The organism is Halorubrum salinum (genome assembly GCF_024494575.1).
Classification (GTDB): domain Archaea; phylum Halobacteriota; class Halobacteria; order Halobacteriales; family Haloferacaceae; genus Halorubrum; species Halorubrum salinum.
The window spans coordinates 138784-151083 of record NZ_JANHDO010000001.1 but is presented as its reverse complement, the minus strand read 5'-3'; the positions used below and the strand labels follow the sequence as shown (position 1 = coordinate 151083).

Here is a 12300-nt window from a genome sequence, read left to right as displayed (position 1 = left end):
GGATATTACCTGTCACGCACCCATACATATAACCAACTGGCCGTCGATTCACCACCATGGTAGACGACAGCCAAGCGAGTTCCGGGGGCGGAGTGTACGAGCGACGCATCGGAACGCCGAGGACCGCGGACGAGGTGAACGGGTACTGGCTGTTCGGGTTCGGCGTGGTTCTCGGCCTCGCCGGTGTCGTACTGTTTCTGTTCACCGACTCAGAGACGACGACGCGGGGTATCGGGTACGCGTTCGCGGCGCTTGCACCGCCGTTCATCATGCTCGGTGCGGTCATTCGCTTCCCGCTCCGGCGGACCGGAACGTACCTCGGGTACCTCGGTACGGCCGTGAGCGTCGCCGGTGTGGTGTGGTTCGTGAACATCTTTCCCGACGGCTGGTTCACCGCCTCCGGAGATCCGACGGTGATCGCTCTGTACGGGATCGGACTGCTCCTGATCGGGCTCGCCGGGACGGTCGTGCCGCTGCTATCCGATCCGGTGTACGAGGATTACGAGCGCATGCAGGCCGAAACGACCGCCACCGTGACGGAGCGCGACGAGACTGCCGCAGAGCTGGCGTCGACTCGTGAGGATCTGGCGACGACGCGGGACGAACTGAACGCAGCCCGAGACCAACGGGCCGCAGCCGAGGAGCGGGTCACGAATCTCGACGCCGAAGTCGCGTCCGCGCGGGCCGAAACGGCAGCCCTGCGCGAGAGCAAGGCCCGATTCGAGATGTTCGACGACGCAGGTGGCAGGCCGCGCTGGCGGCTCCGCCACCGCAACGGAAACGTCATCGCCACGTCAGGACAGGGATACAGCAGCCGCGGGAAAGCGCATAAAGGGCTTCACAGCGTCAGGCGGAACGCTCGCGGTGCCGGGGTGTTACGGATCGAGACGGCAGTCGAGGAGGCCGAATCGCTCGCCGAAGACGACGGGCCGGAACCAGACGACGCCGCCGATCCGGACATCGCCGTGCCGAGCGAAGACGAGGCGATCACGACCGCGGCCACGTTCGAACTGTTCGAAGACGTCGCGGGCGAGTGGCGCTTTCGGCTCCGCCACGACAACGGCAACGTCATCGCGGACTCCGGCGAGGGGTACGCCTCGAAGTCCAACGCGAAGCGGGCGCTCGATCGGATCGGTGACCACGTCGCTGCCGCGGACTATCTCCGGATCGCTCCCGCCGCGTTCGAGGTGTTCACGGACGCCGCGGGCGAGTGGCGCTGGCGGCTCATCCACGAGAACGGGAACGTGCTCGCCGACTCCGGTGAGGGGTATGCCTCGCGTCAGAAGGCCCGGCAGGGGCTCGACAGCGTGCGGAAGAACGCCGCGGCGGCGGGCATAGACGATCTCGAATCGGAGGCCGAGGCGGACGGCGATAGCGACGGCAGCGCGGCCGCGACGTTCGAACTGTACGCTGACGCCGCCGACGAGTACCGCTTTCGACTCCGACACCGCAACGGCAACATCATCGCCGACTCCGGCGAGGGATACGCCTCGAAGGCGGGCGCGGAGGACGCGATCGAGCGCATTCGGAGCTACGCACCCGACGCAGACGCTCTCGAAGTCGGAAACGCCGCCTTCGAGATCTACGCTGACGCCGCCGACGAGTGGCGCTGGCGGCTCCGCCACCGCAACGGCAACGTCATCGCGGACTCCGGTGAGGGATACGCCTCGCGCTCGAACGCGGTCGACGGCGTCACGAGCGTGAAAAAGAACGCGCCCGGTGCCGACACGGAGACGGTCGAATAGCGGGCGGTCACGACGACGCCAACAGTTTCAACCGCAGTTCGCGCTCGTCGACCTCGTATTTGAAGGCCGGATGGCCGTCGACGAGCACGTACGGGACGCGTTCGCCGTACTCGTCCGCGAGTTCCGGGTCCTCGTCGACGTCGACCATCCGTAGGTCGATCGCCACGTCGAGGTCTGCGGCCACGTCCTCTATCGCCTCTCGGGCGGCGACACAGAGCGAACAGTCTTCACGGGTGTACACCGTGACGGGAACCGGCTCCGAGGGGTCCGTCTCACTCATCGTCGAGCGCTTCGAGCGGCAGCGGTGAATCGGTTGTGATCGGGATCGTCGGACTGACCGACGGTGTTTAACGGACTGCGTGAGAACGGGGCGGCATGGAGCCGGTCGACGACTGGCGCGAGGCGCTCGCCGAGACCGGGGAGCTGACCGGTCCGATCGCCGCCGCCGTCGTCGACGACCACGGCGACCGCGGGAAGCGGGCGATCGAGGCGGTCGGCGAGGGGCGAGTGAAACGCTACAGAGACTTCACCGTCGTCGTCGGCCACGAGGACGAGTACGTGGTCGAAGACGGCGAGTGCACCTGTGCGGACGCGACGTACAACCTCGATCCGGCAGACCCCGACGAACGGTGCTGGCACGCGATCGCGGTCGACGTGGCGGACGCGATCGGTGCCGTCGACCACCACGACATGTGGTACTCGGAGGTCCGCGAGTTCCTGTGACCGTCGCGGTCGTAACGCCGCCGTTCCCGATCAGCGACCGCTCGGCCGCGTGAGACGCCTGATTCCGTCGAATTTCGGTCTGAGAGTCGAAAACGTTTACAACGGCGGCCGAACTCCTGTACGGTATGGCGGACTGTCCACTCGCCGACGACTGCCCCAGATTCGACGAACAGATCCAGGGGATGGGGTGTCAACACTACGGCAACAAGGGCGGCGCGGAGTGGTGTAGCCACTACGACATGCCGATCTACGAGCTGAAACAGCAGCCGGTGCAGCCCGGCGAGGAGGTCGTCGTCGAGGTCGACGACATCCACGAGAGCGGGTCGGGCGTCGGCCGCACAGACGACGGCTTCATCGTGCTCGTCGACGGGCTCCTCCCCCCGGCGCGCGCCGAGGTGCGGATCCACCGCGTGAAATCGAGCCACGCGACCGCGAAGGAGGTCGTCGAGCGCCTCCCCGACGATCCCGACGAGGAGGACGGCGACGCGGACGCGGCCGAGACGGACGCGGACGCAGACGCCGAAGACGACGAGGGCGACCGCCGCCGCGACCGCCCGGACCGCGAACGGCTCGGCAGCCGAGAGAACTTCTGGGGCAAGTGACCGGCTCCCGGGGCGGCCCCACCCCACGGACAGTCCGAACGCCGCCGGTCGCGTGACACACCCTCCGGTCGCGTGACACACGCTCTCCGTCCGCGTGACCCTCTCGTCGCCGATCGGATGATCCAACGATACGGAGAGCACGCACCACGCGGAGACACGTACCGAACGCGGACGCGTCGGAGCGCACTGGGCACCGGAGTCCATTCGCCCCGAAACCGCCGTTTTTTGAACGCTCGTCTCGTCTGTGTCGGCATGGTCGCAGACGACGGCTCGGCCGACTCCGATCCGGACGCCGACCGTGACGACGTCAACGCCGCGGATCTGCTCGAACGAGCGGGATTCGACGCCGACGAGAGCGTCCTCACGGACCGGCAAGCCGAGGTGCTCGCGCTGCGGGAACGAGGGCTCCGGCAGTCGGACATCGCGGACCGACTCGGCACGTCGCGGGCGAACGTCTCCAGCGTCGAGGCCAGCGCCCGCGACAACGTGGAGCGCGCCCGCGAGACGGTCGCGTTTGCGGAGGCGCTCTCCGCGCCGGTCAGAGTGGAGATCGGCGCGGGAACGGACCTCTACGACGCGCCGAAGCGGGTGTACGACGCCTGCGACGAGGCGGGCGTGAAGGTGAACCAGACCGCGCCGGAGCTGATGAAGGCGATAGGGGACCGCGCCGGCGACGCGGTCCACGGCCGGGAGGTCCGCTCCCGGCTCTTCGTCACCGTCGACGCCGACGGACGGATCCGAGTGCGACAGCCGTAGCCGAGCCCGCGGGCGCGGCGAGACGGCGACGAGCGACCGACCCGGTCCATCTCACGAATCCCCGACCGCGGACGCTAAGTCCGTGGCCCGAGGACGGCTGTCCATGCGCGTCACGCTCCTCGGAACCGGTGACACGACCGGGACGCCGACGGTGGGCTGCGACTGTGACACCTGCGAGGCGGCGCGCGAACGAGGGGTGTCGCGCTCGCGGTTCTCCGTGCACGTCGAGAACGACCGCACCGGCGAGGCCCTGCTCGTCGATTTCAGTCCCGACTTCCGGAGCCAGTTCCTCGACGCCGACGTCCCGCTTCCGGACGCCGGACTCGTGACCCACATCCACTTCGACCACCTCGACGGGCTCGGCAACGTCTACCGGCTCGTCGACGGGCTCCCGGTCCACGCGCCCGCGGAGACCGACCCGGCGACCGACGAGAGCGTCGCGGAGACGATCCGCCGGAAGTACGACTACCTCGAAGACCGGATCGGCGTCCACGCCCGCGAGCCGTTCGCCCCGTTCGAGACGTGCGGGTTCGAGGTCCGGCTGGTGCCCGTCGATCACCCGCCGCTCCTGTGTTTCGGTGTCATCATCGAGGATCCGGAAACCGGTGCAAAGCTCTCGCTGACGGGCGATACCAGCTACGACATACCCGAGCGCTCGCGCGAGGCGCTCGCCGGGGCCGACCTCCTCCTGGCCGACGCCATCGTCCCCGCGTCGCTCTGTCACCACCACCCGATCGGCGGCCGCCACGAGGACGCAGACGGCGTCCCGCGCACGTTCGGGACGAAGCACATGACCCGCGAGGGGGCGCTGGCGCTCGCCGACGAACTGGACGCGGCGCGGACGCGACTGGTCCACCTCGCACACTACTATCCCGTCGACGAGGCGTTCGCGGAGCCGCTCGCGGTCGACGGCGAGGTGTACGAACTGTAGGTCACTCGTACTCGCTCCCGACGACCTCGCGGATGCGCTCCGCGGTCACCTGTCCGACGCCGTCGACCGCGAGCAGGTCCTCCTCGCGCGCCGTCATCACCGCCTCGACGGTGCCGAAGTGTTCCAAGAGCGAGCGAGCGGTGACGGGGCCGATGTCGGCGATGGCGGAGACGACGTACTCCTGTTGTTCCGCGCGGGTCTTCGTCGTCTTCTCGCCGTGGACGCTTATCTCGCGGTCGCGCGTCTCCTGCTCGCGGCAGGCGATCGTCGCGAGCAGTTCGGCGGTGTCCGTCTCGCCTTCGGTCCGCAGAACGCTCACGTCGAAGTCGACCGCGAGCGACGCGAGCGCGCCGCGGATCGCGTTGGGGTCGATGTCGCGCTGCCCGTAGAGGTTCGCCCCCTCGACGATCATTACGGGCCGAGCGTACGCCCGTGAGAGCTCACCTATCTGCTCGAACAACGAGCGGTCGGCGTCGAGCATCGAGTCGACGAAGTCGGCGGCGGACTTCCGCTCGACGGCGACGCGGTCCGAGAGCACGTAGTCGCCGACCGCGAGCGTCTCCAGCCGGGTGACGAGACCGTCCCGCGTCGAGAGGTCCTTCGCGATCGAGGAGTCGAGCTCGCGCTGGTCGACGACGACCTCGACGCCTTCGTCGACGCCGGCGGTCGCGACGACGCCGTCGGCCTCGCTTCCGTCGTCGCCGTCGTCACCCCCGTCGCGCACCTCCGCGGCGAAGTCGGTGAGTCCGGCGTCGCCCTCGCCGTCGACGCTGTCTCCGTCGCTGTCGGGCCCCCCGTCGCTGTCGGGCGCGGTCGTCTCCCCGTCGCTGTCGGTCTCGGACTCCTCGGCGAACGCGTCGAGTCCTGCCTGCCCGTCGTCGCCGACGGACTCCTCGATGTCGTCGGTGGCCTCCTTCAGGTCTGCGAGCTGGCTTTCCATCTTCTTTTCACGCCGCCGCGAGATCCAGAAGAACGCCTCGTCGCGGGTGTCTTCCGCCATCAGAACGACGACTTTCCCCTCCGCCTGCCGGCCGGTCCGTCCCTTCCGCTGAATCGACCGGATGGCCGTGGGAACCGGCTCGTAGAAACACACGAGGTCGACCTCGGGGACGTCGAGCCCCTCCTCGGCGACGCTCGTGGAGACGAGCACCTCGAACGCGCCGTCTTTGAACTCGTCTAAGGTCTCCTGCTGCTGTTTCTGGCTCATCCCGTCGGAGCCCTCCTTGTCGCCTTGACCGACGAACTTCCGGACGTCGAAGCTGGCGGAGAGGAACTCGACCAGCGCCTCGGCGGTGTCTCTGGACTCGGTGAACAAGATCGCGCGTTCGCCCTCGTTGATGCCGAGCGTCTCCGCGAGCAGGATGCGGGCCTTCGAGAACTTCGGGTGGAGGCCGTCGAACGACTCGGCCTTCCGCATCGCGTCTCGCACCTTGGGGTCCGCGACCATCCGCTGGCTCGCCTTCGACGCGCCCGACGAGCGGGCCGCCTCGCGCTGTCGCTCGAAGTAGCGCCGGACGGACTCCACGGACTGCGTCTCGACGAGTTCGACGGCCCGGCGGAGCTTCATCACCTCCGCGTGGGTGCTCATCCCCTTGTAGCCGTCCGACTGGTCGTTGTCCATCATCTTCTTGAGCTTCCCCCGCATCTCGTTGAGGTCGCGCTGGGAGAGGTCGGGGTTCGTCGTATTCGTCACGCCCAGCTGCTTGAGCTTCTCCAGCCGGTCCGTGATCACCTCGTTGAGGGCGTCGCGGATCGCGAGCACCTCGTCGGGGAGGGTGACCTGCTCCCAACTGACGTCGGTGTCGTGGGTGTACTCGCCGACGTCGGCGTCGTCCTCGGTCATCACCTCCACGTTACGGAGCCCGAGGTTCTCACACACCGTTTCGATCTCTTCCGTGTCGCCGCCCGGCGACGCCGACATCCCGGTGACGAGCGGGTCCGCGGCGTCGGCGTGGTAGCGCTCGGCGATGTACACGTACGCGTAGTCGCCGGTCGCGCGGTGACACTCGTCGAACGTCAGGTGGGTCACGTCGGAAAGCGAGACCCGGTTGCCGACCAGGTCGTTCTCGACGACCTGCGGGGTCGCGATCACGATGCGTGCGTCTTCCCACACCGCGGCGCGGTCGTCGGGTTTCACGTCGCCGGTGAACACGACGATCTCGTCGTCCGGAATCGAGAGCGCCTCGCGGTAGAACTCCGCGTGCTGTTGGACGAGCGGCTTGGTCGGGGCCAAAAAGAGGGCCTTCCCGCCCGCCTCGTGGAGGCGCTCTGCGGTGACGAGTAAGCTGACCGTGGTCTTGCCGAGGCCGGTCGGGAGACAGACGAGAGTGTGGTCGGCGGCGGCCGCGTCGGCCAGTTGGACCTGGTAGCGGCGGTGCTGGAGGAAGTCGTCGACGAGCAGCGATCGGTCGATTCCGGCGGCCTCGGTCGCCATCGGCGGGCCTACGCCGCCTCCGGCCTAAAGCCTTCGCGAAGCGGGGTGAAAGTTATCGCTCGGCGGGACGGTCCTCTCGGACCTCCTCCGGAACCGTCTCGTCGACCAGCTGTGCCCACTCGACGAGTCGATCTCCGGATGGGGTTTGCGCGCTCATCAGGCGACGGATCTCAGTGGTACGTATTAACAGTTACCCCGATTCCAGCCGCGTCGGCATCGGTACGTCCGGCGTGGCGGGCTCGGATCGCCCGTGAGACGAGCGCGCGACTCGCACGCCTTTTACCGCTCACGCGCGTCCGGCCGGCATGAGCAACCTCGACGAGTTCCTCGCCGGCGAGCGGCTCGACGACGTAGTGTTCTTCGTGAGCGACGCGTATCTCGACGACGACTCTCGGCTTCGGTCGGTCGGTACCGAGACCGACGACGGGGTCCGGCTGATCCTCGACGGCGAGACGGGACGGTCGGCGTTCGAGGCCGGCACGGGTATGGGGGCGATGGAGTTCGCGAAGACCGCGATGGGCGCGGACGGCGAGATCGCGCGCTCGCTCGACGGCGGCGTCTGCCCGTTCGGTGACGGTGAGCGCGTCGACGGCGACGCCGGCTCCGGCGACGACGACCCCGACGCCGACTCCGAGACCGACCACGCGGTCCAGTTCGTCTTCGCGTTCGCCGAGGCGCAAAACGATGAGGTCGGCGGGCTCTACGCCGACGGCGACGTGGTCCACGCGTACGCCCACTGTACCTGTGGCGAGAGCTACTCGCACAAGTGGGTGGTCGGCGAGCGGGACGAGTAGCCGAGGCGGGCACAGACCGCGCCGGGTGAGCCGAGGCGGGCACAGACCGCTCCGACCACGGGTCAGGTCGCGTGCCGCCCGCACCGTCGGTCATCCCCTGAACAGGCTCGCGTGGACGGGCGCGTGGTCCGACTCGGGACGCGGGTCCTCGTCGTCGCCGCCGTCGTCGGAGACGGCACGGCCCGCGACGCCGTCGACGAGGAAGTCGCGGAGCGGGGGCCCGACGTGTTCGGGTTCGACGAGGAACGCGTCGTGACCGTGATCGGAGTCGATCACGTGGTGAGCCACGGGCACGTCGCGCTCGCGGAAGGCGTCCGCGAGCGACGCGGACTGCTCGACCGTGAAGTGCCAGTCGGCGGTGAAGCTCACCAAGAGCGCCTCGCCCTCGAAGGCGGCGATCGCGTCCGCGTCGGTGCCGTGGCCCGCGGAGAGGTCGTACTCGTCCATGGCGCGCGTGAGGTAGAGGTAGCTGTTCGCGTCGAACCGCTCGCTGAACCCCTCGGCCTGGTAGTCGAGGTACGACTCGACCTCCCGATACGGGAAGAACGCCGCCGTCGGCTCCGGCGGGAGCCCGAGGTCGCCCTCCTCGCGGGTCAGCGAGTCGCGACCCGCAGAGCGACGGCCGAACTTCCGCTCCATGGAGGCCTTCGAGAGGTACATGATGTGGCCGATCTGTCGGGCCAAGGCGAGCCCCTCGTCCGGCGAGGGCCGGTCGTCACCGTAGTAGTTCCCCTCGTTCCAGTGCGCGTCCGCGCGGATCGCGCGGCGAGCGACGGCGTCGAGCGCGAGACACTGCGCGTCGAGACGGCCGGCGGTCGCGATCGCGACGATCCGGTCGACGTCGTCCGGGTACCGCTTCGCCCACTCCAAGACGTTCATGCCGCCGACGCTACCGCCGACGACGGCTCGCAGCCGACCCACGCCGAGGTGATCGAGGAGGCGGCGCTGCGCGCGCGCCCAGTCTTCGACCTGCACCGGCGGGAACGCGGTCCCCCACCGGTCGTGGTCCGGCTCGTCGGGGAGATCGAGGTCGGGCGGTCGCTCGCTCGTCGGTCCGGTCGTCCCGTAACAGGAACCGGGGACGTTGGCGCAGACGACGTAGTACTCGGTCGTGTCGATCGCCTTCCCGGGGCCGACGATGTCGTCCCACCACGCGCGGGCCTGCCCGGCCTGCCCGGCTCCGCGGGCGCTCTCATCCCGGCTGGCCGCGGGCGAGCGCGCGACGTTCTGGCTGCCGGTGAGCGCGTGACAGATCAGCACGACGTTGTCGCCCTCGAACTCGCCGTGCGTCTCGTAGGCCACCTCCAGCTCCGGGACCGACTGCCCGCACTCGAAGGTGAACTCGCCGAGTTCGGCGACGCCGTGGTCGGTTGGAATGGCGCTCACGCGAGTCACACCTCCGACCCGTCGGCTCCCGCCTCGTCCGCCGCGCGCTCACCCGCGGCCAGCCCGCGGTCGAGGTCGGCTATCACGTCGTTTGCGTCCTCGATACCGACGGAGAGGCGAAGCATGTTGGGGAAGACGCCGGCCAGTCGCTGTTGGGTCTCGTCCAACTGCGCGTGCGTCGTCGAGGCGGGGTGGATGACGAGCGTCTTCGCGTCGCCGATGTTCGCGAGGAAACTGGTCAGGTCCACGGACTCACACAGCGTCTTCGCGGCCTCGTAGCCGCCGTCGACGCCGAACGTGACCATCCCCCCGTCGCCGTCGAGATACCGTTCGGCGTTCTCGCGGCTGTCGTGGTCGTCGAATCCGGGGTACGTCACCCACTCCACCCGGTCGTCGTCGCGGAGGAACTCCGCGACAGCGCGGGCGTTCTCGCAGTGGCGCTCCATCCGGAGCGGGAGCGTGTTGAGCCCCTGAAGCGTCTGCCACGCGTCGAAGGGAGACTGCTGGCCGCCGGTGGTCCGCACGCCGCGCTGGCGGACGACGTTTGCGAAGGCGGAATCGCCGAACCGCTCGACGAAATCGATCGGGAACGACGGCGACTGCCCGTCGAGTTCGTCGTAGTCGGCGTCCGGGTGGTCCCACGGGAACTGGCCGCCGTCGACGACGACGCCGCCGACGGTCGTGCCGTTGCCCGTGATCCACTTCGTCGTCGACTCCCAGACGACGTCCGCGCCGTGTTCGAACGGCCGACAGAGGTACGGGGTGGCGAACGTGTTGTCGACCACGAGCGGCACCGCGTGCTCGTGGGCGATGGCGGCTATCGCCTCGAAATCGGGAACGACGAGCGAGGGGTTCGCCACCGTCTCCACGTGAACGAACGCGGTGTCGTCGTCTATCATCTCCTCGTAGGCGTCGACGTCGAGGGTGTCGACGAGCCGGGTCTCGATCCCCCGGCGATTCGCGATGGTCGACAGGTACGACGCGGTGCCGCCGTACATCTCCGAGCTGGCGACGACGTTGTCGCCCGCGCTCGCGAGCACGGTCGTGATCGCGTCGAACGCCGCCATCCCGGAACCGGTGGCGACGGCATCGGTGCCGCCGGACAGGTCAGCGAGACGGTCTTCGAGGACGCGCACGGTCGGGTTCGCGATCCGCGAGTAGACGTTGCCCTCCGCTCGGAGGGCGTACAGGTCCGCCGCCGCGTCAGCGTCGTCGAAGACGAACGAGGTCGTCTGGTGGATCGGGGTCGCGCGCGACCCGGTCGCCGGATCGACCTCGGCACCGGCGTGGAGACTCCGGGTGTTGAACCCACGTGTCATGTGTGTAGTGCATATATCTAGACACATCTATAACTGCCAGTTACGGCAACTGTTGCCTCTGCCGGTGGAGCCCGAGCCGCGGCCGGTTCGATTTGGCGCGTCTGCGACGAGACGACCGGCTATCGGACCCGACAGCCCGAGGCGTGAGTTTATCCCCCATCGAGCGCCATCGGACGGTAATGGCAGTCGCCGACTCTCCCGTTCCGGATCTGGCCGATCGCGCGACCGCGTGCGCCGAGCGGCTGCGCGCGGCGGATCGGGTCCTCCTCGCGTCGCACATCGACGCCGACGGGCTCACGAGCGCCGCGGTCGCGTCGACCGCACTCGCGCGCGCCGGCATCGACCACGAGGTCGTCTTCGAGAAACAGCTCGACGACGCGGCCATCGAGGGCATCGCTGCAACGGGCTACGAGACGGTGCTTTTCACCGACTTCGGCTCCGGACAGCTCGACGCCATCGCCGAGCACGAGGCCGCGGGCGAGTTCACGCCCGTAATCGCCGACCATCACCAGCCGGCCGACGCCGACACGGAGCTCCACCTGAACCCGCTCCTCGAAGGGATCAACGGCGCGAGCGAGCTGTCCGGAGCCGGCGCGAGCTACGTCCTCGCGCGGGCGCTCGAAGGGTCCGACGGCGACAATCGCGACCTCGCCGCGCTGGCCGTCGTCGGCGCGGTCGGCGACATGCAGGACTCCGACGGCGAGCTCGTCGGTGCCAACGCGGCCATCGTCCGCGACGGGGTCGACGCCGGAGTGATCGAGACGCGGACGGATCTCGACCTGTACGGGCGACAGACCCGCCCGCTCCCGAAGCTCTTGGAGTACGCCTCCGACGTGACGATACCCGGTGTCTCGAACGACGAGGCCGGCGCGATATCCTTCCTCGCCGACCTCGATATCGACGCGAAACGCGACGGCGAGTGGCGGCGCTGGGTCGACCTGGACGCCGCGGAGCGACAGACGCTCGCCTCCGGACTGATGCGCCGCGCGGTCGCCTCCGGCGTTCCCGCCGACCGGATCGAGTCGCTCGTCGGCACCTCCTACACCCTCGTCGACGAGGAGGCCGGAACCGAACTGCGAGACGTGAGCGAGTTCTCCACGCTTCTCAACGCCACCGCGCGGTACGATCGAGCGGACGTCGGGCTCGCGGTGTGTCTCGGCGACCGGGTCGACGCGCTCGCGGAGGCGCGGCGGCTGCTCCGAACCCACCGCCGGAACCTCTCGGAGGGGCTCCAGTGGGTGAAAACGGAGGGCGTCACCCACGAGGAGAACCTCCAGTGGTTCGACGCCGGCTCGCGGATCCGAGAGACGATCGTCGGCATCATCGCCGGGATGGCGATCGGGTCGCCGGCGGTCGACCGCTCGAAGCCCGTGATCGCGTTCGCGGAGGAGAGCGCCGATGAACTGAAGGTCTCCTCGCGCGGGTCGCACGCGCTCGTACGGCGGGGACTCGACCTCTCTGCCGTGATGCGAGAGGCCAGCCGCGCCGTCGGCGGCGACGGCGGCGGCCACGACGTCGCCGCGGGCGCGACGATCCCGATCGACGAGCGGGACGCCTTCCTCGCGGAGGCCGACAGGCTGGTGGGAGAACAGCTCTGAGCGACTTCGTCC

At 68.9% G+C, this 12300-nt stretch carries 11 protein-coding genes; 7 read left to right on the top strand and 4 right to left on the bottom strand.

Features of this window, described 5'->3' with window-relative positions; genetic code table 11:
- Positions 1-56 precede the first annotated feature (56 nt).
- Complete coding sequence (locus tag NO930_RS00765) at positions 57-1745, top strand: HVO_2922 family protein (protein ID WP_256402171.1); 1689 nt, start codon at positions 57-59, stop codon at positions 1743-1745.
- Between the two features lie 7 nt (positions 1746-1752).
- Here the strand turns inward: NO930_RS00765 and NO930_RS00760 are convergent, their stop codons facing one another.
- Positions 1753-2025: a glutaredoxin family protein gene (locus NO930_RS00760; RefSeq protein WP_256402170.1), complete on the bottom strand. Its 273-nt coding sequence runs from the start codon at positions 2023-2025 to the stop codon at positions 1753-1755.
- A 95-nt stretch (positions 2026-2120) separates the two neighbouring features.
- Here NO930_RS00760 and NO930_RS00755 point away from each other — a divergent pair, with 95 nt between their 5' ends.
- The 4 genes from NO930_RS00755 (at position 2121) to NO930_RS00740 (ending at position 4757) form a co-directional block, all read left to right on the top strand.
- Positions 2121-2468, top strand: a complete 348-nt coding sequence (locus tag NO930_RS00755; RefSeq protein WP_137782873.1) for a hypothetical protein — start codon at positions 2121-2123, stop codon at positions 2466-2468.
- A 125-nt stretch (positions 2469-2593) separates the two neighbouring features.
- Positions 2594-3070: a TRAM domain-containing protein gene (locus NO930_RS00750; protein WP_137782874.1), complete on the top strand. Its 477-nt coding sequence runs from the start codon at positions 2594-2596 to the stop codon at positions 3068-3070.
- 252 nt (positions 3071-3322) lie between these two features.
- A complete protein-coding gene (locus NO930_RS00745; RefSeq protein ID WP_256402169.1) occupies positions 3323-3826 on the top strand; it encodes a Tfx family DNA-binding protein in 504 nt (167 codons plus the stop codon).
- A gap of 103 nt (positions 3827-3929) precedes the next feature.
- Positions 3930-4757 (top strand): MBL fold metallo-hydrolase, encoded by an 828-nt coding sequence (locus tag NO930_RS00740; RefSeq protein WP_137782876.1) that lies wholly within the window; start codon positions 3930-3932, stop codon positions 4755-4757.
- Position 4758: 1 nt separating this feature from the next.
- Here NO930_RS00740 and NO930_RS00735 read toward each other — a convergent pair whose 3' ends face one another.
- Complete coding sequence (locus NO930_RS00735; RefSeq protein WP_256402168.1) at positions 4759-7191, bottom strand: DEAD/DEAH box helicase; 2433 nt, start codon at positions 7189-7191, stop codon at positions 4759-4761.
- A gap of 305 nt (positions 7192-7496) precedes the next feature.
- Between NO930_RS00735 and NO930_RS00730 the strand changes: the two genes are divergently transcribed.
- Complete coding sequence (locus tag NO930_RS00730; RefSeq protein WP_137782878.1) at positions 7497-7985, top strand: DUF5807 family protein; 489 nt, start codon at positions 7497-7499, stop codon at positions 7983-7985.
- A gap of 90 nt (positions 7986-8075) precedes the next feature.
- Here NO930_RS00730 and metX read toward each other — a convergent pair whose 3' ends face one another.
- Both metX and NO930_RS00720 read right to left on the bottom strand, forming a co-directional pair.
- The gene (gene metX, locus NO930_RS00725; protein ID WP_256402167.1) at positions 8076-9371 is read right to left on the bottom strand and encodes a homoserine O-acetyltransferase MetX; all 1296 of its coding nucleotides are present in this window, start codon (positions 9369-9371) and stop codon (positions 8076-8078) included.
- Between the two features lie 5 nt (positions 9372-9376).
- Positions 9377-10690, bottom strand: coding sequence for an O-acetylhomoserine aminocarboxypropyltransferase/cysteine synthase family protein (locus tag NO930_RS00720; protein ID WP_256402166.1), 1314 nt, complete (start codon positions 10688-10690; stop codon positions 9377-9379).
- Between the two features lie 179 nt (positions 10691-10869).
- Here NO930_RS00720 and recJ point away from each other — a divergent pair, with 179 nt between their 5' ends.
- A complete protein-coding gene (gene recJ / locus NO930_RS00715; RefSeq protein WP_256402165.1) occupies positions 10870-12288 on the top strand; it encodes a RecJ family nuclease in 1419 nt (472 codons plus the stop codon).
- The last annotated feature ends 12 nt before the right edge of the window (positions 12289-12300 follow it).